The sequence below is a fragment of the Rhodococcus sp. 2G genome (assembly GCF_001886355.1).
In the GTDB taxonomy this organism is placed as follows: domain Bacteria; phylum Actinomycetota; class Actinomycetes; order Mycobacteriales; family Mycobacteriaceae; genus Rhodococcus; species Rhodococcus pyridinivorans.
The window spans coordinates 219,694-242,149 of the sequence record NZ_CP018064.1 but is presented as its reverse complement, the minus strand read 5'-3'; the positions used below and the strand labels follow the sequence as shown (position 1 = coordinate 242,149).

At 63.4% G+C, this 22,456-nt stretch carries 23 protein-coding genes; 11 read left to right on the top strand and 12 right to left on the bottom strand.

All coding sequences use genetic code 11. The features are described from left to right. The first annotated feature begins 90 nt into the window (after nt 1-90). The 4 genes from BO226_RS25950 (at nt 91) to BO226_RS25935 (ending at nt 2,767) form a co-directional block, all read left to right on the top strand. Nucleotides 91-780, top strand: a complete 690-nt coding sequence (locus tag BO226_RS25950; protein ID WP_071936724.1) for a helix-turn-helix domain-containing protein — start codon at nt 91-93, stop codon at nt 778-780. A 16-nt stretch (nt 781-796) separates the two neighbouring features. After that, nucleotides 797-1,222 carry a hypothetical protein gene (locus BO226_RS25945; RefSeq protein WP_071936723.1) on the top strand — a complete coding sequence of 142 codons (426 nt, stop codon included), beginning with the start codon at nt 797-799 and terminating at the stop codon, nt 1,220-1,222. A gap of 115 nt (nt 1,223-1,337) precedes the next feature. Then, a complete protein-coding gene (locus BO226_RS25940) occupies nt 1,338-1,787 on the top strand; it encodes a hypothetical protein (RefSeq protein WP_071936722.1) in 450 nt (149 codons plus the stop codon). Then, entirely contained in the window at nt 1,784-2,767 is a 984-nt protein-coding gene (locus tag BO226_RS25935) for a hypothetical protein (protein ID WP_071936721.1), read from the top strand. The genes BO226_RS25940 and BO226_RS25935 overlap by 4 nt, the downstream gene beginning before the upstream one ends. On the opposite strand, the gene BO226_RS25930 is transcribed toward BO226_RS25935, so the two are convergent. The 4 genes from BO226_RS25930 to istA (BO226_RS25915) all read right to left on the bottom strand — a co-directional run bounded on the left by BO226_RS25930 (nt 2,744) and on the right by istA (BO226_RS25915) (nt 6,821). Next, a complete protein-coding gene (locus tag BO226_RS25930) occupies nt 2,744-3,574 on the bottom strand; it encodes a class I SAM-dependent methyltransferase (RefSeq protein WP_198040685.1) in 831 nt (276 codons plus the stop codon). The genes BO226_RS25935 and BO226_RS25930 overlap by 24 nt on opposite strands. A gap of 99 nt (nt 3,575-3,673) precedes the next feature. Next, on the bottom strand, nt 3,674-4,150 hold the full coding sequence (locus BO226_RS25925) for a hypothetical protein (protein WP_071936719.1): 477 nt from the start codon (nt 4,148-4,150) through the stop codon (nt 3,674-3,676). A gap of 236 nt (nt 4,151-4,386) precedes the next feature. Further along, entirely contained in the window at nt 4,387-5,190 is an 804-nt protein-coding gene (gene istB / locus BO226_RS25920; RefSeq protein ID WP_039585263.1) for an IS21-like element helper ATPase IstB, read from the bottom strand. After that, the gene (istA, locus tag BO226_RS25915; RefSeq protein WP_059381859.1) at nt 5,187-6,821 is read right to left on the bottom strand and encodes an IS21 family transposase; all 1,635 of its coding nucleotides are present in this window, start codon (nt 6,819-6,821) and stop codon (nt 5,187-5,189) included. The genes istB (BO226_RS25920) and istA (BO226_RS25915) overlap by 4 nt, the downstream gene beginning before the upstream one ends. Before the next feature lie 295 nt (nt 6,822-7,116). On the opposite strand from istA (BO226_RS25915), the gene BO226_RS25910 reads away from it, so the two are divergent. Together BO226_RS25910 and BO226_RS25905 are read left to right on the top strand one after the other, a co-directional pair. Next, nucleotides 7,117-7,548 carry a hypothetical protein gene (locus BO226_RS25910; protein ID WP_156895438.1) on the top strand — a complete coding sequence of 144 codons (432 nt, stop codon included), beginning with the start codon at nt 7,117-7,119 and terminating at the stop codon, nt 7,546-7,548. Nucleotides 7,549-7,592: 44 nt separating this feature from the next. Next, a complete protein-coding gene (locus tag BO226_RS25905; RefSeq protein ID WP_064257301.1) occupies nt 7,593-8,033 on the top strand; it encodes a hypothetical protein in 441 nt (146 codons plus the stop codon). 49 nt (nt 8,034-8,082) lie between these two features. On the opposite strand, the gene BO226_RS25900 is transcribed toward BO226_RS25905, so the two are convergent. After that, nucleotides 8,083-9,393: an outer membrane protein assembly factor BamB family protein gene (locus BO226_RS25900; protein WP_071936717.1), complete on the bottom strand. Its 1,311-nt coding sequence runs from the start codon at nt 9,391-9,393 to the stop codon at nt 8,083-8,085. A 184-nt stretch (nt 9,394-9,577) separates the two neighbouring features. Beyond that, on the bottom strand, nt 9,578-11,311 hold the full coding sequence (locus BO226_RS25895) for a hypothetical protein (RefSeq protein WP_071936716.1): 1,734 nt from the start codon (nt 11,309-11,311) through the stop codon (nt 9,578-9,580). Nucleotides 11,312-11,518: 207 nt separating this feature from the next. Between BO226_RS25895 and BO226_RS25890 the strand changes: the two genes are divergently transcribed. Then, nucleotides 11,519-12,838, top strand: a complete 1,320-nt coding sequence (locus tag BO226_RS25890) for an ATP-binding protein (RefSeq protein ID WP_083543791.1) — start codon at nt 11,519-11,521, stop codon at nt 12,836-12,838. Beyond that, nucleotides 12,835-13,275 (top strand): hypothetical protein, encoded by a 441-nt coding sequence (locus BO226_RS25885; protein ID WP_071936714.1) that lies wholly within the window; start codon nt 12,835-12,837, stop codon nt 13,273-13,275. The genes BO226_RS25890 and BO226_RS25885 overlap by 4 nt, the downstream gene beginning before the upstream one ends. A gap of 13 nt (nt 13,276-13,288) precedes the next feature. Here the strand turns inward: BO226_RS25885 and BO226_RS25880 are convergent, their stop codons facing one another. Beyond that, nucleotides 13,289-14,293 carry a DUF2510 domain-containing protein gene (locus tag BO226_RS25880; RefSeq protein WP_071936713.1) on the bottom strand — a complete coding sequence of 335 codons (1,005 nt, stop codon included), beginning with the start codon at nt 14,291-14,293 and terminating at the stop codon, nt 13,289-13,291. Nucleotides 14,294-14,511: 218 nt separating this feature from the next. Then, on the bottom strand, nt 14,512-14,952 hold the full coding sequence (locus tag BO226_RS25875; RefSeq protein ID WP_064257296.1) for a hypothetical protein: 441 nt from the start codon (nt 14,950-14,952) through the stop codon (nt 14,512-14,514). 198 nt (nt 14,953-15,150) lie between these two features. Between BO226_RS25875 and BO226_RS25870 the strand changes: the two genes are divergently transcribed. Continuing rightward, nucleotides 15,151-15,447, top strand: coding sequence for a hypothetical protein (locus BO226_RS25870; RefSeq protein WP_071936712.1), 297 nt, complete (start codon nt 15,151-15,153; stop codon nt 15,445-15,447). A 172-nt stretch (nt 15,448-15,619) separates the two neighbouring features. Here BO226_RS25870 and istB (BO226_RS25865) read toward each other — a convergent pair whose 3' ends face one another. From istB (BO226_RS25865) to BO226_RS25855, 3 genes are all read right to left on the bottom strand, one after another. After that, entirely contained in the window at nt 15,620-16,399 is a 780-nt protein-coding gene (istB, locus tag BO226_RS25865; protein ID WP_071936711.1) for an IS21-like element helper ATPase IstB, read from the bottom strand. An 11-nt stretch (nt 16,400-16,410) separates the two neighbouring features. Then, nucleotides 16,411-18,051 (bottom strand): IS21 family transposase, encoded by a 1,641-nt coding sequence (gene istA, locus BO226_RS25860; protein ID WP_071936710.1) that lies wholly within the window; start codon nt 18,049-18,051, stop codon nt 16,411-16,413. Between the two features lie 103 nt (nt 18,052-18,154). After that, complete coding sequence (locus BO226_RS25855) at nt 18,155-18,562, bottom strand: DUF1761 domain-containing protein (RefSeq protein WP_071936709.1); 408 nt, start codon at nt 18,560-18,562, stop codon at nt 18,155-18,157. 70 nt (nt 18,563-18,632) lie between these two features. Here BO226_RS25855 and BO226_RS25850 point away from each other — a divergent pair, with 70 nt between their 5' ends. Both BO226_RS25850 and BO226_RS25845 read left to right on the top strand, forming a co-directional pair. Further along, nucleotides 18,633-19,304: a winged helix-turn-helix transcriptional regulator gene (locus tag BO226_RS25850; protein WP_071936708.1), complete on the top strand. Its 672-nt coding sequence runs from the start codon at nt 18,633-18,635 to the stop codon at nt 19,302-19,304. A gap of 217 nt (nt 19,305-19,521) precedes the next feature. After that, nucleotides 19,522-19,704 carry a hypothetical protein gene (locus BO226_RS25845; RefSeq protein ID WP_064257295.1) on the top strand — a complete coding sequence of 61 codons (183 nt, stop codon included), beginning with the start codon at nt 19,522-19,524 and terminating at the stop codon, nt 19,702-19,704. Nucleotides 19,705-19,733: 29 nt separating this feature from the next. Here BO226_RS25845 and BO226_RS25840 read toward each other — a convergent pair whose 3' ends face one another. Continuing rightward, nucleotides 19,734-21,905, bottom strand: coding sequence for an ATP-dependent DNA helicase RecG (locus BO226_RS25840; RefSeq protein WP_175428172.1), 2,172 nt, complete (start codon nt 21,903-21,905; stop codon nt 19,734-19,736). Between the last annotated feature and the right edge of the window lie 551 nt (nt 21,906-22,456).

The window sequence follows — 22,456 nt, the reverse complement described above, 5'->3', positions numbered from 1 at the left end:
TCTGGATGTAGCTCGAGTAACGCTTAGCCCCCGAAAGCCGAGGAACCCATTGGCGCACGCCAACAGACCGCAAATGAGGTGTTCCAGCTAATGGCCAATGATTCAGCCCGCCTCGGCGACTATGTCGCCGCCCGTCGCCGTGAACTCGGCCTGACTCGCGCGCAGGTCCAGCAGGCGGGCGGTCCTTCGGTCAGCCGACTCGCAACCATCGAAGAAAACAGCGGTCCCGATCCTTCCGCCCCCACACTTCAAAAGCTAGATGCGGGCTTGCAGTGGCAGCCAGGATCAGCGGCTCGAACGCTCTCGGGCGGCATCCCAAGGGCACTGCCTGACGCTCCAACCTATGCATCGAACGGCGACGGGAACGTGCCCGACCACACCTCGGGACAACCCATGATCGGTGTATCACAGGTCTCCGTAGCGGTGGAAGAACTGGCCGGCCTGCTCCGAGCAGTCAACCGGCTCACTGACTCCTACGCAGTGGGCAGCGACGACCTCGGCGAGTCGGTTCGACAGGTCCAGTCCTCGACTTCCAGTCTGGCAGGACGTTGGGCCACCGAAGTCCTCGAACGCAATCGAATCTCCAACACGGAGGTTCCCGCAGTCCTCGAGCTGGCCTTCGGCCACCTTCTCGATGCCCCGACCGACGGCACCGCTGAACCAGAACTGACCGAGCGCTTGTATCGTCGGTGGCTGAGCGGGAGAGTTGCCGGTCTGACGGAGGAACAGACTGCAGCGTTTACGCAGCGACTCCGCCGCCGAGCCAATCACACGGGTTAGAAGAGGGAGGTACGGCATGAACGATAGGCGTCAGTCACGTCTGTCTGAGCGCATCGATCGCCTCTTCACAACTCTCCCCAAGCCCGACGGCTCCTCGCACACCCCGGCCAGTGTCGCAGCTGAAGTGAACTCGCGGATCAACACGGCCATCACGACCGAAGACATCGAGAATCTCCGTTCTGGTGCCGTGACGGATGTTTCCGACGCTGTCCTCAGCTGTATAGCTCAGGTCTTCGGGTTCGCCCCGGAATACCTCACCGACGACGATGCCGTCGATCTCGAGGAGCAGTTGGAACTGTTTGCCGCCATGCGCACAGCGGGGGTCCCGTGGGTGGGATTACGACGCAACCCCGGGCGCGCATCCTCCGCCGAACGAAGACAAGTCATCTCTCTACTCAGGAGCATTAATGAGCGACCGGCCGGGTCCAGAGACGTCATCTGACTCAGCCCGTGAGGCCGCGGAACGTGTTCTACAGGACCTCCCCGTAAGCCGCCCCTGGAGTATCGAGAGGTTCATCGCCGATCTCTCCATCCGAAACGGTCGCGCTATTCAGCTGATGACCATCCCCGACCAGAAAACACAGGTCGAAGACCAGGATGGATATACGATCACCGGGGCCTGGCTCCCCACCGAGCGAATCGACTACGTCTTCGTCACCTCCAAGACCGAAGGCGACTACCGTGACCACATCATCTGCCACGAGTTGGCCCACATCATCTTCCGGCACCGTCCCGACGCTCGGACTGCCGAGACACTGCAGCAGATCTACCTGCGCACACTCATGCCCTCGATCAGCGGTGACGTGGTGCAAACCCTGCTCCCCACTTACTGCAAGAACCGCACGCTTCTGACAGACCCCATCGAACGCGAGGCCGAATGGTTAGCGACGCTGCTCATGTCCCGAGCCAAGGAGTTGACACGACCATTGTGGGGTGACGATGTTGGTGACCACGACAGCGCAATCCTCGGGCGCCTAGCCCGTGCCGTCGGATGGGCAGTGCCATGACCTCAATCGTGGTGGGCATCGCATTGCCATTAGCTCTCGTACTGATCGCCGCCTGGCGCGCGTACCGATACCGCGGCCTTCGGGAAACGTGGATCCTCACCGCGGCTCTCGGCCTCCTGGGATCCGCAAAACTCGCACGCGTCCCTGTCATCACCGATGAGTACATCGACAAAGGACTGCATGCCATCACTGGTGTGTACAACCTGACCGACTTCACGGGAATGCTGTTGGGCACCTTGGCCGCGACTACGTTCGCGGCGTTCGCATCGTTCACTATCGGTGGCAACTGGTCGACTTCTCGTCGACTCCCCTACTTCTATGCCGTCGTAACGGCATTGATGGCAGGGACCTTCCTGATGACTCCGGTCACAGAATCACCCACGAGCTACATGACTGCCGACTTTCCGATGACTGGGTGGCTGGCGGCGTACTGGACCGTCTATCTCGGCACGATCGGAGTCGCTGCGCTTTCCATTCTGGTGGTAACCATCAACGCGATGAGGAAGGTTCGACGTGGCCCGCTAGCGGCGGGTCTTGCCAGTTTCGCTGTGGGAGCTACCATCGCAGCCGCCTATGTTGCGATGAAAATCGCTGACCTGTATGTCAACAACGACCCGGACCTGGATGAGACCTGGTACGCGCAGCACTCGAAAACCGTGTCCCTCGTGCTGGTTCTCGGTCTCGTTGCTGCCTTCGCAATTGTCGGTGGAATCGTGATCGCCGAAACGTTCCCCCGGCGCTACCGCCGGTATCAGTTGTTGCGCAACCGGATGCACGAATGGCAAGAAGCTACCCGCCTCAATGAGGGTGTGGTGCTTACACCCACCGCGCCGACCCTGAGCCGGTGGGCAGCATGGCGCGCCTCGAAAGACTCCGTAGCTGCCCACCGGCTCATGGTGGAGCTATCCGACATCGGCATGTTCGGTGCCACCCAAGCAGCACCGGAGACTTCAGCTCTACAAACGCCGACCGGACAGTAGCCACGCCACGACATTGCCCGGTTCTTCCGTGTACGGAACGTGACGGTCGATGGTCGCGGCGTAGTCGGCGATGCTTACGCCTTCGCCCTCCCATCCGTGCGGCCGCAGCCATGCAGCAGGGTCGTCGACGTACGACCGGAACGCTGAACCGGCTTCAGTAGCGCGGTTGTTCATCTGCTGAGTCTGCTGTTCTTCGCGTGAGCCCGGACCGAAGTGAGAGCCACACAGCACCGTCCCACTAGCACTGAGTTCGCTGAGGGTCGACAGAAGACGTTCGTTCTGCTCGTCCCCGAGATAGAAGAACAAGCTCTCGACGATCCACACAGTCGGCTCGGCAGCGTTGTGCCCGGCCGCGGTTAGCGCACTCGACCAGTCATCGGTTTCCACGTCTCCAGCCACTGTGATGCGGCGACAGGTCGGCTCGCGGCCGGACGCCGCGACCGCGGCGTCCTTGAACTCGAACAAGCTCTCGAGGTCCACTTCGAATACGGTCACCTCCGCGGACAAGCCCAACCGGAAGGCACGAGAGTCCAGGCCTGCACCCAGGATCACAACCTGGCGTACACCTGCCGCGACAGCCTGGCGAACCTGCTCGTCGAGGTAGTGGGTGCGCGCTGCGTTGGTGCGATACAGCCTGGTCTCGGTGACGTTCGGCAGACGAAGGTCTCCATCCGGAGACATCCCGGAAGCGATTACGAACTTCTCGGCAAGATCGTCGACGAACAGGTGATCTGGTCGCTTGGACTCCACCGAACGGAAGTATGCGGTGGCCACTGCTGTGGGCTTGACGTTCCCCTTGATCTCCATAGTCCCCAGTCTGGCGGCACGGCGACAGCTGCGTGCATGCGGACCCTGCTGACAGCGATTCATGCAGGTCGAGCCCCGGTATGTGGCCTTCGGAGAGACTCAACCGGCCACGGAGGCTCTCCCCGAGGCGACATCTGCAAGCCATCCCCCCGCCGACGACTCGGGGAGCAGCTCAGCTAGCCCGGGGACCAGAACGTGCCGGCGGCCGCAATGCCAGTAGTACGCCGCTTGGGGATCGACACGCGCCAGGAACTGAAGATCTTCGGGACGGTCTGCCTTGAGAAGCTCTTCTGCACGCCACCGTCCTCGGCGCACCTCGTCGACGGTCGAGTACATCAACGCAGTCTTCGATTGCTTTTCGCACCACGCCGCTGTGCGTGCCTCCCGAAGCAGTAGGCCGAAACCAAAGTGGGTCAGTGTCGTCGCTGCCGGCACCTGCTGGATCCAGCGCAGGTCCTCCGCCCAGCGAGCAAACTCATCCTGCGAGCGTCGCGCAGACCACTGTGGGCGTCCATCGGCTCTGATAACCGCGACGGGTACACCCTCATGCAGCAGGACCTGCTCGGCCAGGTCCACTCGGTAGGAGTTGTCCGGAACGTACGCAGCTGTCGCCGGCAGAGCAAAGAAGCGGTAGCCCTCGTGCGGCCGCAGGGGCCTCGGTGGCCGTCGATCCGATCGACCCGGCAGATCGTTCGGATCGTCCCCGAACTCGGAGGCACATTCGTCGGGCGGGTAGGTGGGCGCGCGGTGCTGTCGCTTGCCAGGTTGATGGGACCACCTGATTGCCAGAGGGTAGGGACCACCGTGGCGCGTTATTGAGGATGCGTGTTGTCGGTGGCGGCGTCAACTGCTCCGGGCCGGGTGCGTTGACGGTAGGACGGTCCTTCGACGACGAGGGTGTGGGCGCTGGAGGTCAGCCGGTCGATCGCGGATTGGGCGAGGAGGGTGTCTGCGGTCATCGTCAGCCACTCCGACGGCTCCCGATTTGATGTGACGATCGTGGTCTTCTTCTTGTGCCGTTCTACGATGAGTTCGTAGAAGTCGTTGGTTTCGGTGGCATCGAGCGGTCGCAGCGCGAAGTCGTCGATGATGAGCACGTCGATCGCGGTCAACCTGCGGATCTCGGCGTCGACGGTGTTATCCAATCGGGCTGCGCGGAGCCGGGTGAACAGCTTGTCCGATCGCGCGAACAGAGCACTGTGTCGCCGCCGGATTGCCATGTGCCCTAATGCTGTTGCCAGATGGGTCTTGCCGACCCCGACCGGGCCGAGAACGATCGCGCACTGCTGGTTGTCGAGGAACCGCAATGAGGTCAGATCTGCGAGGAGTGTCCGGTCGTAGCGCAGATCATCGAGCGCATTCCAGGTATCGAACACCATCGCCGGGTCGAGTCCTGCCTTGGTGGCTCGTAGTGTCGCCGAACGTGATTCACGCCGGTTCACTTCGTCGGCGAGGAGCACTTCGAGGAACCCGATGTGGCTGAGTTTGTGTTGACGGGCCAGGGCGGCGCGTTCGGGCAGCGTGTCGGCCAGCGCCCCGAGTTTGAGAGCTTTGAGCAGTCGGACCATGTCGGTACCGACAGGTTCGGTGGCTGCGGTGCGGGTGTGGGTGCTCATCGGTGGATCTCCGTGTTCTCGGCGCTGTCGCCGACGACTGACAGTGTGGGTGCATTTGCGGCAGTGTTGAATTCGGATGGATCACGTGAGAATCGTGATGCGGTGTGTCCGACTGCTTTCGGCAGATCCGGCGAGGTCTTTTCGGTGGCGCGCTCGAGCATCGAGGCGATCTTGGTGACCGAGACGACGTCGAGGTCGAGCGACAGGGTGCAGGCCTGCTCGACCCGTTCGGCTCCGTAGCGGCGGACCAGTCCTTGCAGACGGTAGACGCTGCGGATCCTCGTCCACGGCAGCGGATCGTCGAGGATGCGTTCGGCGTAGATGCCGATGTTCGGCCCGTGCGCGGTGCACTTGGCGATCAGAGAGGTGACATCACGCAGCGCGTAGTCGGATCTGTGTTCGGGCAGGTCAGCGCGGTCGGTGCTCCGTCCACCCGGCGGCGTGCGGGGGTGGATCTTCACCAGGATGCCGCGGTGATAGAACTTCACCAGTTCGGTGTCGGCGCGCACCGACAGCGTCGATCCGATCCACTGTTGCGGCAACGAATACAACGCCCGCCCGACTTCTGCGTGGAAATCACGGTGCACTTTCACGTCCTTGAAGATCGGCACATCGTAGACCGCCGGCACCGGCAACAACATGGGTCGTTCGGCAGTGTCGAAGACCTCCAGCGGTCGTGCGCAGGTGGTGCCGTGGATACGCATGCCCGCGGTGGTGCTGCACCAGCGGACGACGGACTCTTGAGCTTCGGCGAGATCGGTGAAACGTTCACCGACCCAGAAGTTTCCGCGCACGTACTGCACGGTGCGTTCGACGCGGGGTTTGTCCTTCGGTGACCGCACCCGGGCGGGATCGGTGATGAATCCGACGTGACTGCTGTAGTCGAGCCACCCCTCGCTGAAACGCGGGGTGATCGGGTCCGCCGCGGTGACGACGGGTCTGAGGTTGTCGGGGATCAGGACCGCGAAGACCCCGCCGAAGAACTTCCATGCCGCCTCGCATCCGGCGATCACCGCCGCCAGCGTCTGCGAATAGGTCAACCACACGAACATGTGCCGGCTGTACACGGCGGTGAAGATCAGGGCATGAACTTTCCGGGATCGGCCGTCCTCGGGGTCGGTGAGCATCCCCAGATACCCGAAGTCGATTTGGCATTCGACACCCGGATCTCCGTCGACGACCCGAACGGTGAGGTCCTTGCGGCCGAAACCGCACCGCTCGGTAGCGAACCGGTGCAGCGTCCGGTACGGCACCACACAGCCTTGGCGGGCGAGGAGCACGTGGATCTTGGTGATCGTCAGCGGTTTGTGCTCATCGTCCCCGGCCACCCACCTGGTGATCTGCTGCTCGTGAGGAACCAACTGTTCCCATGCCGCACCGTGTCCATGAGGCCGGTCGGGGCGCACGGTGTCGACGACCGCAGCGATCAACTCGTCATCGATGTCGGCTGCAGTGCCGTCCCTGTTCAGCCCGGCAGTCTGGGCGGCGTCGACGTAGCGTCGGACGGTCTTGCGGTCCACCCCGGCGTGGTCTGCGATGGTGCGCAGCCCAGGCGCCGGCAGAGCGGCTGTCCCGAGCCATAGTCGCAGTACTTCTCTGATCTCGTTCACACTGATCTCCCGAAAAGCCATGCCCGTCGACCTCCGCGACCTCGCTTGAGCTGTCACAGACGATCGAACGAGCAAACGACGAGATCACCGGCAAGGCGCGCCGGTGGTCCCATAACTGGCAATCCAGGTGGTCCCATCACCCTGGCAAAATCAGCTCACACCGGTCCCATGCTCATGGCAGACGACAGGTGCGGCATAGTCACTCCACTTCATGAGCGTTCTCAGTTGTCGGTGACCTCATGTATAGGGCCGCAACGGCGCCGACGGGGCATTGCAGGGAGCGCTCCACCCGAATCTGGTGAGGCACACTCCGGATATGAAGACATTTGCTCGCACCCGAGTGCCGATTTCGGTAGAGGACATCGACTGCTCTATCAGCGTCGGCGACAACGGTTTGGTGCAGCACGCATTGACGCACGCATTGCGTATCGCACTTGAAGCGGGCGGGTCTGCTCCAGGTGTTGATCCGCTGAAGATTTGTGAGGCCCTGGAGCTGTTCGCGACCATCGAGAAAAACACCAATGGCGATACCGGCCAGTTCCTGCGAACCGACTATCCGATGGTGTTCTCTGTGACCGGAGCGCTGGCGTTCGCACGCGATGTGCTGATAGCGACAGCCGGCAACATCGACGCAGGCCTGTGTCCAGTGCCTACCAACCAGAGTCCTATCGAGGCCGCGGCCGGGTTCCGTGACACCGCGTCATGGCTGGACGACATCATCACCGCCGCGCACGGCGACGTTCGCTGACCTGCCCGGTGACACCACTGGAATTCGACACCAGGAGATCCGCGATGACCACCACCTATCCCGAGCGTCGGTTGCCCGCACACGTGCATGCGATTGACGTTCACGCTCGCTACGCGGCCATGGGGCTGCTGCGCATGAAGCTTGCCTCCGCACTTCGGATGCTGCTCGAATCCGGAGTTCCTGATCCTGTTGGGCTTGACCCCCGGGAGATCGCCGAGCTGCTCACCGCGTTGACCTTCACACTCGTCGACGCCGATACGTCTCCGGAGTTGTTCCAGAGCGACCCGCCGATGGCGTACATGCCGATTGGTGGTCTGGAACTCGCGGTACAGGTGCTTCGTCGCACCGGCGCATGCGTGCAGTCGGGTGTGCTCGCTGTGCCGGACATACCTGCTGCTGCCGACCGCGACGCGTTCGGACAGTCCTACTTGGATGTCGCCGACGCCACCCAACATATGGTCGAGCAGATCCGCGAAACTGCCTGAGCTCGTGCAACTACGGGCCGACCGATAGATCGTTCACCCGTGCACAGGGTCACTCGAAGTGAAGGACTCGCATGCGTTCGTCGTCGGAAAGGACGATGTAATCCTGGTATTCGTCGACGATCCAGCCTCCGGTGCCCATATTCCACAGGATGTCACCGGTGGCGACATCGACTGCAGTCAGGCGTGTTCCGGATGCAAACAGCAGGACCTCGCCGTCACCTGCGACGCGGTGCTTTCTATCGGTGAGCGAGTAGCCGCCGGGGTTTCCGGGCAAGGACTCCGCGTCATCGGGGAGCACACTATCGACGCTGATGGCCCACAGTGGGGCTCCGTTTTCGGCGTCGTAGGCGCGCAGTCTTTCAAAGTCCTCGACGACCAGAAGCGTGTTGCCGGCCAGTCCGACGACACGAAAGCGGTCCGTCTCTGCATAGGTCCAGCGGACGCGTCCCGTAGAGCGTTCGCGCACTGCCCCGTATTCATCGATGAAGAGTCCGCTATCACGCCCACCCGGAATGCTCGGCACTTCCTCGAGGGGCTCGGAGTACTCGAAAATCTTCTTCCCGTCCAGGTCGATAACGTCGAATGTTTTGTCCTCGAGAGGTTCTTCCGCGTTGTAAACCATCGTCTCGAGCAGCCCGGCCGAGTTGAACGAGCCCTGACGTTGAAAATCCTGGTAGACGATCGTGCCGTCCTCCTCGACGACCGTCACCCAGTTTTGGTTGCTGTAGATCGCAATCTTGTCGCCGTGCAGACTGAAGTTGCAGGGGTTCTCAGTATTCGCAGGAACCCTGACAAGCAACTCCTCGGTGAAGTCCGGGGCTTTTCGAGCCGCGAGTTTGAACGTTCCGTCCTCACGCCAGCAGGTATAGAGCGTGTCACCGGCGACATGGTCGTTGCCCTGCAGGCTAGGTATGGATGCGACGGTAGAGCCGTCCTTGGGGCTAAGGATGGTGGTGGTGGTGTCTGTCCCCGACATCCGGCATACCACCATGGTCGCATCCTGCGAGTACATCTCGGAAGAACCGCAGTATGCGCCTTCCATCATGTATTCCCACGACTGGGCGGTCTCGAGATTGACCCCGGTCATCTTCTTTCCGAGGCTTCTTCCGGCGGACCCGGTGGGGTCCTGGAAATAGACCAAAGCCTCGCCCGTGATGAGCAGCGGCCACACCTCGTCGTCCGCAAATTCGATCTCGTGTGTCCCAATCTCACGCGGAATCTGAGAGTAGGTTCCCGGAACTGGATCGCCGGTCGGACGCGTTTCGGAGTTCCCGGACAACGCAATGGCCGTTCCGGCAGCAACGCAGACAACCGCCACAACAGCGGCGCCGGCAAGGATCGACTTCTTGTCGAACTTCACGACAATCCCTCTCGCGTAACCACCGCGATGTGGCTGCCCCGATTGCCAGCCTGTCTAGCACTCACCACCCGCTAAACCGGGAACTGTATCGCATATGTCCGGTTGGTTCAGTTTGCAGGAAGGGTCATGCAGCGGAACGGAGACTCAGCGCTCCTCAGTCCCACGTCCCAGACCGGCGCAGCGGTTACCAGGTCTGCAGCAGGCCGACCATCGCTGCGCCGATGCGCTCTGCGATCTGTTCGGTGTCGTCCAAGATGCTCACCCGTACCGCGTCTGACCGCTGGTTCAGCTGTTCCAACCACTGCGGCACCCACTGGAAGTGCGTCAGCCACAGCACCGCGGCGCCGCTGGTAGTGAAGCGACGGAGATGCTGCTCCACTATGTGGTGGTTGGGGATGTCTCCATCGCTGATCACCACAACCAGCCGCGGCCCGGTACCCGCGGTCAAGTGCAGGCGAGCGTCCAAAGCCAACAGCGCTTCGGGCAGCCCCTCACTCGTGCCCTCGCAAGCTGGCAGGAGCACCCTTCTATTGTCCGGGTTTACCTGCAAGACCGCGGCGTCGCTGTTCCAGGTCATGGTCTCGGCGTCGCCTCCCCGCGAACGCACAGCACGCCGCACCATCCACGCCGCGACTCCGGCAGCTTCGAGTACCGGCTCCATCGAGGGCGAAGTATCCATTGCGATACCAACTGTCAGGGGAGGAACATCGACCACCCGTCTTCGTTTGCTAGACCACGGCGCGGCGGTGGGGGTGAGACCTGCGGCGAGTTGACCTTCGCGTCTGACGAGCTCGCGGGTGTTCATCCGGCCGGGAGGAGCTGCCTGCGCAATGGTGCGCACGTATGTTCCGCGGTCTGCAGCCCGCGTAAGCAGCCGGGTCAGCCGTGCTGACTGCTGGGTCTCAGCGGCAGTGGGTCGACGTGCGGAGTGGCGGTGTGTGCGGGCGCGGGCGGCGGCACCGGCTGCCGTTGTCTGCGCTGCAAGCTCTCGCCTGAGGTCACGGCGGTGCTGAGCGCGAGAGGTCAGGGCGGTGACGTTCTCTGCGTAGCGGAGCTGGTCAACCGAGCGGCGGGCCATCGCGGCCAGTGCTGCGGCGAGTTCTTCCTCGACGTCCGCGTCTGCGCTGGCGGCTGCATGGTCGTTTGATCCGGTGGAGACGGGAACGTCATCGCTGCCGTGTTCGACCAACTCGTCGCCACCGTCGTCCTCGGCGTCTTCGGAGCTCATCACGTCGGCGATTGTGTGCGCGCACCGCACCAGAGCCTCGACGTCGCCATCGGGGAGACCGACGGCGATCCGAATCTGTGTCACCAGCACGTCGACCTGCTCGTCCGAGAGAAAGCGGCCGGCCAGTGCTGTCAGATCCGGAAGGTCGCTGTGCTCGTAGACGCCTGCGTCGATGCGGCCGCCGACCAGGATCAACATCCTGGCTGCCTCGTCTGCGCTTCGCGCGTTGATGGGGCCGAGCAGATGGGTTGCCGAAGCCCGTAGCCACGATCGAGCGCGTGGGTTCTCCGCGACAACCCTGCCTTCCATACGGGGCTCTTCCAGAAGCGATGCCCACATTGCAGCTCGTTTCGGCATCGTCCCGCGTCGCGCCGAGTGCGTGGCGTGGCCGACCTCGTGTGCTGTCACCCCGGCCAAAACCGGGTACCTGGCACAGTCACGTGGATCCCGCAGGTCGATCCGATCCGGGTCCGTGGCCGCGGCAAGGACCTGGGTGGCGTCAACGAAGAGGGTCGCCGCCGAGTGATCGAACATCCCGGCCGGGCGTTGGCCATCGAAGATCTCCGTGGCACCGGGACCGATGACGGCCAGCAGGTCCCGACGTGGGGTGATCGTATCGACGAACGCACCGAGCCGAAGCGACAGTTTCCGCCACGCTGGTGTGTGGTCCCCGTCCGGGGCAGCCGACATCGGATCGGACGTGGGGTGGCGGGTTGCCGACATAGCCGAGTTCTCCTGTCATCGTGTTGGCCCCCACCGTTGCAGTCACCTTTTCTTTGTGCGGCACAGCTGCGGTCGCTCCGTCACGTCCATCGACGTGAACTCTCGTGCCGCCCTCGTTTCCGAGCGTTGCGAAGCTTTGCGCATCAATCGATCACCACACGAAGGGGCTATCTGATGGCGAGCGTGACGTTCGCTGCGTGGGCTTGCAGGGACTTGACTGGCCCGACTGAGCGGGTCCACGCCGCAGTGACTTTCATCGATCCGTACACCGGCGATCCTCATGTCGTATCGGCATTCGGCAGCAATGCCCAGTTCGAGGACGCGACGTTGATCCTTCGCGACGAACCACCGACTCGAAACCCGCAACGGGTGTTCGCCGAGCTGTTCCAGCACTACTACATCCCGGATGGTTCGACGACCGTCTCCACTTCAGAGCACGTCCTTCGTCCGCCCCAGGTCTGCTTCTACGGGGCTGATGACACGCTCCCGGTGAACCCACGGTCGTTGTTCGCCATGCTCGCCACCACCTCCGGCACCGTCGTCGACGATCCCCTCGCAGCCGCCGACCAAGCGCTCACCATCAGCAATGATCCGGTCCGTGGCGCTACGACCACCTCGTTCGGAACCCCGGCTGATGCGCGGGCACTGATGCCGATTCCTGCTGAGGATGCCGATGGGGTACTACTGCCCGACGGGCGCCGCTACTGGCCTCGATCCATCGCAGGCATGCCCGACTACCTGGTGCTGCGCAAGCTGCGCGGAGTGATGAACATCCGGCTCAAAGGCCTGCCCGGCGCCGGAAAGACCACCCTCCCCGCCGCAGCGTTCGGCTCCGACCTGATCACCATCCAGGGCCATGGCGACCTCACCGTGTCGGCGCTTGCCGGCCACTACCAGCCCCACCCCGACGGCAGCTTCATCTGGTGCGACGGTCCACTGACACGCGCCATGAAAGAGGGCAAGGTGCTGCTGTTCGACGAGGTCAATCGGGCCCCGTCGGAAACCATCGCGGCGCTGCTATCGATAGCTGACTCGAGAGGCCAGCTCGTCCTCGACGACCGGCCCGACCAGCCGCCGGTCATTGCCAGTCCAGGATTCGGTCTGATCATCACCTACAACGAAGAAGGCCAAGGCGTTCGCCCGCTCGATGACGCAATCAAACGTCGCTTCCCGTTCGAAATCACCGTGGAGACGGACTACACGATCGCGGAAGCGGCCGGAATCGATGGGCGACTGGTGAAGATTGGCCGCAATCTACTCGAGCGGCACGTCAACTCGATGGCAGACGGCGGCTTTCCTGTATGGCGCCCGCAGATGGCGGATCTACTTGCAACTCAGCAGATTCTCGATGCCGGCCTCGGCGCAGAAATGGCGGCGGCAACGCTCACCGCGGCGTGCACGAACGTCGACGACTTCGAGGTAGTGACCGACGTCGTCGCGCGAGCATTCGGACTCTCTGACATTCGACCCCTGCAACTGGGAAGTGCATTGTGAACTCACCAACCGTGACCCTGCCGGCATGGCGAAGCCGTGGCCTCGTCGAGTCGATCGATGAAGACAATCCTGAGCGGTGCGATCTCGACAAGGACTTGCTCGTGATCGTTCTCGACGACGAACCAGATTCGGACCAGGCTCTCTATCTGCTAGCGGTGCTCGACTACGAGTTCCGACGCAGCATGAACGGTCTTCCCCCACGCGAATCCGGCCCCGGTGTCTCGATCCACGGGAACACCGTGGTCGTGTACGCCCCGCTGCAGCAGCGGCGCTCCAAGTCGCGCAATGTCGCTGCTGCTTTGCGGGATGCATGCGCCGGCATCCGTCAGATGTACGACCACGGCAGTCCCGTTCGAGCAGACGGCACCCAACTGTTTCCTGCCTATCGTGGTCCTCTCCCCCGCATCCAACAGTTCTGCCTGGCGGCGAGCAGGTGACGCTCACACCGGATCACCGAATCTCGGTATGCCCATCGGCCTGTCGAGCCTGCCCAAGCCGTGCCCGTTGTTCCTCGCAGGCACGCTCAAGGTCCGGGTTGTCGAACTCGTAGAACACATGACGCTGGTGAACCCACGGTTCGGTTCCGTCCGTATAGATATCAGCGTAGGAGCCGAAGGATCTCGTATATTCGACACTGCCCTGACCCTCGACTCGATCGGATACCGGCTCGAGGTTGTTGGAGCCCGGAACCGAATCCCATGACATCCACGACCTCTTGCCGTCAAAGATGTCCTCAGCCATGTTGACGACACGACCATCTGGCGTTCGCCACGCCATGTTGAATCCTGCACCGCTAGTCCTGATGCTGTGCTGGCTGTGGTTCACTATGCGGACAGTCATGGTGCGACGAAAGACGTTCTGCGGATCGGTTGCGGTAGCGGGGTGCTCCCACTCAATTTCCAGTACTTCTACGGTCGGAGGGGCGCAGTCCAACAGTTCCAACTCTTGGACCGGTTCGGGCGCTGCAGTGGACTCGGGAGAGGGAGGCGTTGTTTTTCGTTCGGATTGCTGTACGCGCTTGTCGGTCTCGCTCTGACGCGCGGAAGGTGACATCGTCACCTGGGTGGCATCGCCGATCATGCCGATGACCATCAATCCCACCGCAATGGGAAGCCACCGCGTTGCGCGGAGCGGTGGACGGCCTCGTGTCACCAGCCATGGCTGGAGAATGCTGGGGATCAGGCAGCTTGCACTCGCGGCCGTAAATGAGAGGCAACCTCCGAAGTTGCCAATCGACGCCAAGCTGAGCGCTCCCGACAGGAAGAACACCGCGGCGATGCCAAGAAGCCAACGGAGAGACATCCGGGGAACCGTCGCTGGCGGTTGTTCTACGCGAGGATGGGAATCTCGAGCATTGCTGCGGCGCCGCGTTTGGTTGGTCCACTGCTCGCCGTCCCAATAGCGCTCGAAGTTCCGGTCCTTCGGGTCTTGCTGCCAGCCGGCGGAAGGTGCCATGGACTATCCATAGCAGCCCTTGAGCAGTCTCCGGACAGTAGCGCTGCACGCTGAAGCTACGCAGCAGGCCGATGCTTCCCGAAGTCCGCCGTGAGCATCCTTCCATCGACCTGCTGCGATCTCATTATAAGGCGCGGATAGAACATATGTGCGAACTACCCCCGCATTCCCCTGCGTCCCTCCGCAAGGCGCAGACCGAAGCACCTGGTGGTTGACGCTCACTCGCGGAGAGTGCAGTCACTCGTCTTCCACTCTCCGTCGACCAATACCCAGGGCATGTTCGTGTCGCTGTCCGCGTTCTCGTACACCAAGTCGACAGCTCCTCGGTCACCGTCAACCCGGGCGGTGACGTCCGTCAGCGTCCGAGAAGCGCCATCGGCGCGGTTGAAGTCGGACAAGGCCTTGAACTCGTCCGGAGAGAAGGTGTCCTTGCAGTCCGCGGTGAAAAGATCGTATGCCTCGGAGGAGTCACCCGAGAAGAAGGACTCCGACCACTCGGTCGCAGCCGCTTCGAGTGCCGCTACTGGGTCGTCGACGGCGTCTGGAGCCTCATCGTCACTGCTACTGCACCCCGCCATCGCCACTCCCAGCGCACAGACCGCGACAACTGCATTCCAGGACCTCCACATCTCCACTCCCCCTTGCTCTGCGGAGCCCATCCGTTACCCCCAGCAACTGCGCCGAAACCTTCGAAGCGACCCCCCGCAGGCGGCTACTCAACTCCCCACGGAGGGTGTCCCGTATCGACGACTTCACAGATCGACTGGCATCCTCCCGGACAGACGTTGATCTGGCTACGCTCCTGAGAAAGCGTCGTCGCCCGCACACTCAGCACAGCAGAGCGAGGAAATGGGATCATGGGAAAAAGCGTCAAGTACGAACGCACACGGCTTGATTGGAGAAAGCAATCCAACCGCGGCCATGACTTCTTCTACGCCCAAGTCAACGACGCCGGTGACGAATACACCATCGAACATGTGGATCCCGGCGAGTACGGCTACGGGAGAGAAGGTTGGCTACTGACGTACCCGAACGGAGACCGCGGCGGATTGTTCACCACCGGGCCCCACGTCACCAATCCCAAAACGATCGCTCAAGTCGCAGCCGAAGCCCACTTGCTCGGAGTCCTGAACGACCAGGATACGCAGCAGTAACTCCTCACAAATCTGTACCAACTCGTGTGGCGCTCGGCGTGTCAACGCCATTTCGACCTGTAGGTTGGCTATGACGGCTTCGTCTGACACCGCTCGTCGATCTCGTTCGACACCACTCGGGCTCTGAGTGGGGTAGGAATGTCGGCTTCACTCGACACCACTTCGCGGCCGTCTACTGCTGCGCGAGTTGGCGGTTGGTGTGGGCGAGGCGGTAGGAGTCGGTGCCGGTCTCGATGATGGTGCCGCCGAAGGTGAGGCGGTCGACGATGGCGGCGCAGAGTCGCGGGTCGGTGAAGGTCTTGGTCCAGCCGGAGAACGACTCGTTGGACGCGATCGCGACGGATGCCTTCTCCTCGCGTTCGGTGAGGACCTGGAAGAGGAGTTCGGCTCCGCGCCTGTCGAGCTGCATGTAGCCGAGTTCATCAATGCAGAGCAGGTCGACGCGGCCGTAGCGGGCGATAGTCTTCGACAGGATCTTCTCGTCGGCGGCCTCGACGAGTTCGTTGGCGAGCTTCGTGGCCAGGGTGTATTTGACGCGGCAGCCGGCCATGGCGGCTTCCGTGCCGAGCGCGATGAGGAGGTGGGACTTGCCGGTGCCGGAGTCGCCGATGAGGCAGAGGGGCTGGCCCTTCATGACCCACTCGCACTTCGCGAGGGTGTGGATGGTGGCGGGGTCGATGTTGGGGTTGGCGTCGAACTCGAAGGCCCGCAGCGACTTCTCTCGGGGGAATTTGGCGGCTTTGATCCGTCGTTCCGAGCGACGTCGTGCCCGGTCGTCGCACTCGGCGAGGAGGAGTTCGGCGAGGAACCCGCGGTAGGACATCTGCTCGGCCGCCGCTCGGTCTGCGCCGTCGGCGAAGCCTTGGCGGATGGTCGGCAGCCGCAGCATGCGGCACGCCTGGTCGATGGATGCGTTGGCGGCTTCCTCGGTCATGCCTCGGCGGCGGGTCATGTGGGGCTCCTTCAGTCCTGGGCGCGTGAGGGGCGGCGTAACAGTTGGTCGTACTGGTCGACGGTCGGCAGCGGTCGGGTATCGACGTGTAGCGGCTTGCGCAGCCGTCGCTCGGTGAGCGACGCGATCCCGGTGGTCTCGCTTCGAGCCGACTCCCCGGAGTCGACTGCGCCGCCGTTGTCGTGGGTGCTGTCTTCGGCTTTGCGGGCTTCCAGAGCAACGACGTCCGCGGTATGCCCTCCCGCTCGTAGAGCGGCGGCCAGCCCAGCAACGACATGCTCATGCGGGAGGTGTCGGTGCAGCAGCAGAACCTCGATCAGGGCGCGGGTACCTTCGGAATCGCCGTGGGTCTTGCAGGCCGAGGCCCACCACTCGTCGTGGAGCGGGGTGAACCGGCCCGCCTTCCGGGCTTGCTCGAGGGCGGTGGCTCCGGGCAGAGCCCCGGGCTTGCGGAGGAGGACCTCGAGGTAGTGGTCCAAGTCGAGCTGGACGCCGCCCTTGGTCATCAGCCGTTCGTGGTGCGCCACCACCGCCTGGCCGTCGTAGACGATCAGCTCGCTGGCATGCAGCAGGACCCGGACTTGGCGACCGACGTAGCGAGCGGGCACGGAGTACTTATTCATCCGGACGCTCACCTGAGCGAACCTGTCGACCCGCGGGGTGAACCAGCGGCCGGTCTCGAATTCCTCAATCGGTAGCTGAGCGAGCATCGGCTGCTCAGTGGCGAAATGCTCGCCAATGGTGTGTGCACGGTTCGCGATCCGGCGGTCCTCGTCCGAGCGGTTCCAGGCGTCGACCATCGTGTTGACCTCCTCGATGGAGTCGGCTTCTGGGATGGGGACGAGGTGGTTGCGGCGGAACCAGCCGATGTCGCCCTCGACGCCGCCCTTCTCGTGTGCGCCAGTGATCCCGGGCTGGCAGTAGAATGCCTCGATCCCGTAGTGGGAGCGGAACGCCGTCCACCGATCCGCCTCGACCCGCTGGCGACTGAACCCGATCACGCTCGCGACGGCGGCCTCGAGGTTGTCGTAGCGGATCTTCCCGGTCGGGACCCCGCCGAGGATCCGGAAGGCGTGGGCGTGTCCTTCGAAGAACGCCTCCTGTCCGGCTGAGGCGCTGATGCGATGGACGGCCTTGCCGGAGTAGGACAGGCGCAGGCTGAACAGGGTGCAGGTCACCAGCTCTCCGCGGAGCCGGACGACGATTTCGCCGAAGTCGACCTCGGCCTCACGGCCAGGCAGGTGAGTCTGCGGGATGAACGTGTTGACCGGTTCCCGTCCGGACTCGATGCGGATCTCTCGCCGACGAGTCGCGACGTAGTCGCGCACCATCCCGTACGAAACGACCCCACTGGCGTCGTACTCGGCGAGGAGCCGGTCGAAGATCCGCTTCGCGGTGTGCCGCTGCTTCCTCGGCGCGTCGAGATCCTCGCGCAACCAGCCATCGATCACTGGCCGGTAGGGATCGAGCCGCGACCCTCGCTTCGGTGGCGGATTGGGCTCCTTGGGCCACGCGGAGGCCAAGGCTGCCGCAACGGTGCGGTACCCGACCCCGTGCTTGCGCTGCAATGCCCGCTTCGACAAACCCGTCTTGGCATCGCGTCGGATCGCGGCGTAGAGGTCGACGCGCGATCCTGCTGGACCACGACTCACGGCACGACCAGAAGTCCTGCCGAGTACGGCTCGGAGGCGAACATCTTCGGACGCATCAGCCACGTCGGGTGCCGGGCGAGGTGATCGACACGGCTCACGCGCGTCACACCAGCCCGATCACGATCGACATCGCGAGGAACATGGCGAGCTGGTAGCTCGTGTTGATGACGGTCAGCATCGGGGGTTTCAGCTCGAAGGCGTTGTGCTGCAGCAGCGTGCTGGCCGAGAACGTCAGCCACGCCGCGAACCCGACCAGCAGCGCCATCCCCATGGATGCATTCCCCGTCGTTGCCGCCGCGAGCGAGATTGCCACGGTGAGTCCGAGGGCGGTCACGAGGTTCGCGATGGCCAGCTGGGTCATGTTCCTTAACCGGGCCGGCCGCGAGCGGTCCGGCGTGACGCCCGTCAGCCGCTCCCAGGCGTTCGCGATCGGGCCCTTCTGGTACCAGATGAACGCCACGACCATGCCTGCCAGGAACGCGAGCGCTGCCTCGAACCAGCTGATCTCCATGACACAACCCCTTCTGACCTCGTCGAACCGGAGATGACTCCGAAATCGCTAGTTGATAATATCAACCAGCATGGAGAACATAAAGCCACCGCCCAGACGCACATACGGTCAGTTCTGCGGCCTGGCCCGGGCACTGGACATCGTCGGTGACCGGTGGAACCTCCTCATCGTGCGCGAACTGCTAGCTGGGCCACTGCGGTACAGCGAGCTGAAGTCCTCCCTTCCCGGCATTGCGAGCAACCTCCTGAGCGAGCGTCTCCGGACGATGGAGGGAGCCGGTGTCGTGGAACGACGATTGGGGGACCCGGGCGTCATTTACGGCCTCACGCCCTGGGGCGAAGAGCTGAGGGAGCCGATGGAGGGTCTCGGACGGTGGGGCGCTCCGCTGCTGGCGACCGGGCGGGGCGAGGACGCGTTCCGGCCGCGCTGGCTGACGCTGGCACTGCCGGCCATGCTCCGCGGCAGGAAGGCATCGCCAGCCGTGGAGCTCGGATTCGATGTTAACGGCCTCCTCATCGTCCTCCGGATCGACGACGAAGGTCCGAGCGCGGTCGTCGCCGGCGACCATCCGCCCGATACCGTCCTGACCGCCGAGGCGGACGTCGTCGTCGGCCTCGCCGCAGGTGCCGTCTCGGTGGACGAGGCCCTCTTGTCGGGGCCCCTTCTCGGTGACGCTGATGTTCTCCGAAGAGCATTTCCTGAAAGGACGCCGGCTGCACCTTCGGCCGTCAACCGCAAGTAGTCGGTAACCTCGCGCCGCCAACCGAGGTCTGGCGCACTGCGGGACCGGTGGTGTCGAACGAGACCGACATCCAATTGCCCATCGAACGCCCTGGTCTCCGCTGAAGCCGACAACCGGTGTCAAACGAAGCTTGCAGAATCAGTAGGTGGCGCTTACTGGCCGTGTACCCGATTCCACCTCATAGCCAGCTACTACTGGCGCACCAAAAGGGGGAACGTTGACTATCGACCACGAACTGCATCACACAGCGTGGCAAATGCAGCAAGACGGATACAGCTGGAGCGAGATCAGCCGCGAGCTCGGATGTAAGGAGAGCGTCGCTCAGGCGATGGCTGAACGCTTCGTCCGCGACAACGAAGCCGAAGCTCACGCGAGTCAAGTTCCCCTGTTCGACCTGTAACTACGGGCCTGCTACTCGACGAGACCCGGTCAGCTCTTGGTCAAATAGTGGGCCTCGTCCCCCAGAGCAGCCTCTACCTCTCGTTTGAGCGTGAGACTGCGCAACAACTGGGGGTCCCGCTCCAAAATGGTGTGGGCGTCTTCGCGGGCAGCCAGGTGGATGTCTGCGTCGGCAATCAGATCGGCGACCAGCAGCCCCGCATCCCGGCCGGCCTGTGCAGAGCCCGTAAGCGCACCCGGACCACGGATCTGCAGATCTCGTTCGGACAGAACGAAGCCATCGTCTGTCTCGCACATTGCAGCCATACGAGCAATACCGTCTTCGCTATTCGTCTCCCCGACCAGCCAGCACTGCCCCGGCCATCGTCCGCGACCCACTCGGCCGCGGAGCTGATGGAGCTGAGCGAGCCCGAACTTGGTGGCATCGAGAATCACGATGGCTGTCGCGTTCGGTACGGACACCCCGACCTCGATAACGGTCGTAGCGACCAGCACATCGAGTTCGTGGGCCTTGAACGCGCGCATCGTCTCGTTGCGCTCGTCCGGCTTCTGCTTGCCAGTGGCCAAACCCAGCCGCATCCCAGCCAGTGCCCCCTGCGCGAGCTCGGCGAGCGTCTCCTCCGCCGCGGCCGCCATCTTCGTCTCGGATTCCTGCCCGGACACCTTCACCAACGGGCACACCACGAAGGCTTGCCGCCCCTGGCTGATCTGCTCTCGCACAGCACGCCACACCTGGGCCTGGGGATCTGCGGTGTCTGCACTCTCGACCCAGTCGGTGACCGTGGGAGTGCGGCCAGGTGGCTTCTCGTCGAGGATCGACAGTTCGAGATCACCGTAGGTCGTGATCGCTGCAGTTCTCGGGATCGGCGTAGCGGTGGCCTGCAGAACATCTGGTGTCGCTCCCGCCGGGCCTTTCGCAGCCAGGACGGCACGCTGGTCGACACCGAACCGGTGCTGCTCATCGATCAACGCCACTCCGAGGTTGGCGAACACCACCGGCTCCGACAGCACCGAATGCGTGCCCACCAGAAGGTTCACGGCTCCCGACGCCAGGTCGGTCAAGACCGCTTTGCGGGAGCGAGGCAGGTTCCGGGACACCAGCAGGTCGACGGTCACGCCGAGAGGTCGCAATGCTTCGGCGATCTCTTCGAAGTGTTGCCGGGCGAGAATTTCGGTCGGGGCCATGAGGACCGCCTGGAAGCCGCCTTCGATTGCCAGTAACGCAGTGGCTGCAAGGACGAGGGTCTTTCCGGCGCCGACGTCTCCCTGCAGCAGCCGATTCATCGGTCGGGGGGCGGTCATGTCGGTGCGGATATCGGCTATCGCCCGCTGCTGTGCACCGGTGGGGGTGTACGGCAGGCCAGCCAACCATGCATCGAGCAGTCGCCCGGTGGGCTTGTGGGCGATGCCGGCTTCGGCGGCTTGTGCGTTTCGAAGCACTCCGAGGGCAAGCTGCAACCGCAGGAGTTCGTCGTAGGCCAGTCGGTCCCGGCCTTTCTCTGCGTGCTGTTTGGACTCGGGGACATGGACAGCGCGTAGCGCGGTCAGCCGCGACGGCAGCTTCCGTTGAGCCAGCAAGTTCGAGGGAATCGGGTCATCCAGCTCCGGGATTCGACGAAGTGCATCGACCGCGGCACGGCGCAGCATCCACGTATCGACCTCATGTTTCTGCGATTGCGGGTAGATCGCGAGCAGCGGTGCTGTGGACTCGCTCATCGGTTCCAGAAGTGGTGAGGTCATCTGCAATGCGCCGTTGAAGTCCCCAACGTCGCCCTGGACCAGCAGCAGGTCACCACGCCGGAATCGTTTACCCATCCACATCGCGTTGAAGAACATCGCGGAGACTCGGGTGCTTTCGTCCCCGAGTTGGAATCGCACGTAACGCTTTTCCCAGTTCGTTGTCACACCCAGCACACGGGCAATGAACGTGACCTGCGATAAGCCGGAGCGAAGCTGACGCAGCGGCACGAGTTGGGTGCGGTCGACGTAGCGCAGTGGAACGCGCATCAAGAGGTCGTAGACGGTCCCGACACCACCGGCGACGAGCTTGTCGCGCACCTTGGCGCTGACCCCATCGAGGTCATCTACCGGCACTCCCCTCAACGAGTCCAGCAACCCATCGAACAGCAAGGGATCGCCCGCTCCTTGTTGGGTGAGCACTGCCGCAGCGGAGTGCGCTGTCGGCGCCTGCGGGATCGACACGTCGAAGCCTGCAGCGGCCAGGGCCTGCGATGGGGTCGGAGCTGCGGCAACTCGAGTTCCGGTCCCCCACGGTGCCGCGGATTCCGGCGTGCGGCGAGCCTGGTGGGGACCTGCGGGGCGGGTGCGGGTGTGCACAGCGGAGGAAGTCACTGAGGCGAGCTTTCCGTCAACTACCGCATGTGCCTGCCGCGCCGGCGCAGCCCCAGGCGGTGGTGCATGGGCCGGTATCGGCGGCAGGTCTTGAACTGTGACTCCCATCGGCCAGAGGGTGGATGCATGTGCCCGCACGTCGACGAGGAGCTGCACTGTCAGCCGGGGTGGCCACGCAGTGTCGTCCAATGCGTTTCTATCCCGGGCTGCGGCCATCGCGGGCGTGGTGACCCCCACGGATGCCAACCGAATCGCCGCCTCCCGTAGACGGGTTCGGTGTTCGACGGACATCTGCACTCCTACAAGTCCCTTCAGTTCGCTCGGGTGAGGATGGGCGATGGAGCCCACTCCCATTCTGATGTCACGCGTTCCGGCCGTGGCATGCCGCTCACGCCGCACGC

Bases quoted from the DNA above. Each gene is read 5' to 3' on its own strand.
- BO226_RS25880 (WP_071936713.1), bottom strand. From the start codon at position 14,293: ATGGCACCTTCCGCCGGCTGGCAGCAAGACCCGAAGGACCGGAACTTC.
- BO226_RS25905 (WP_064257301.1), top strand. From the start codon at position 7,593: ATGACCACCACCTATCCCGAGCGTCGGTTGCCCGCACACGTGCATGCG.
- BO226_RS25935 (WP_071936721.1), top strand. From the start codon at position 1,784: ATGACCTCAATCGTGGTGGGCATCGCATTGCCATTAGCTCTCGTACTG.
- istA (WP_059381859.1), bottom strand. From the start codon at position 6,821: ATGGCTTTTCGGGAGATCAGTGTGAACGAGATCAGAGAAGTACTGCGA.
- BO226_RS25890 (WP_083543791.1), top strand. From the start codon at position 11,519: ATGGCGAGCGTGACGTTCGCTGCGTGGGCTTGCAGGGACTTGACTGGC.
- BO226_RS25855 (WP_071936709.1), bottom strand. From the start codon at position 18,562: ATGGAGATCAGCTGGTTCGAGGCAGCGCTCGCGTTCCTGGCAGGCATG.
- BO226_RS25950 (WP_071936724.1), top strand. From the start codon at position 91: ATGGCCAATGATTCAGCCCGCCTCGGCGACTATGTCGCCGCCCGTCGC.
- istB (WP_071936711.1), bottom strand. From the start codon at position 16,399: ATGACCCGCCGCCGAGGCATGACCGAGGAAGCCGCCAACGCATCCATC.
- BO226_RS25940 (WP_071936722.1), top strand. From the start codon at position 1,338: ATGACCATCCCCGACCAGAAAACACAGGTCGAAGACCAGGATGGATAT.
- BO226_RS25895 (WP_071936716.1), bottom strand. From the start codon at position 11,311: ATGTCGGCTGCCCCGGACGGGGACCACACACCAGCGTGGCGGAAACTG.
- BO226_RS25870 (WP_071936712.1), top strand. From the start codon at position 15,151: ATGGGAAAAAGCGTCAAGTACGAACGCACACGGCTTGATTGGAGAAAG.
- istB (WP_039585263.1), bottom strand. From the start codon at position 5,190: ATGAGCACCCACACCCGCACCGCAGCCACCGAACCTGTCGGTACCGAC.
- BO226_RS25930 (WP_198040685.1), bottom strand. From the start codon at position 3,574: ATGGAGATCAAGGGGAACGTCAAGCCCACAGCAGTGGCCACCGCATAC.
- BO226_RS25945 (WP_071936723.1), top strand. From the start codon at position 797: ATGAACGATAGGCGTCAGTCACGTCTGTCTGAGCGCATCGATCGCCTC.
- BO226_RS25850 (WP_071936708.1), top strand. From the start codon at position 18,633: ATGGAGAACATAAAGCCACCGCCCAGACGCACATACGGTCAGTTCTGC.
- BO226_RS25910 (WP_156895438.1), top strand. From the start codon at position 7,117: ATGAAGACATTTGCTCGCACCCGAGTGCCGATTTCGGTAGAGGACATC.
- BO226_RS25875 (WP_064257296.1), bottom strand. From the start codon at position 14,952: ATGGGCTCCGCAGAGCAAGGGGGAGTGGAGATGTGGAGGTCCTGGAAT.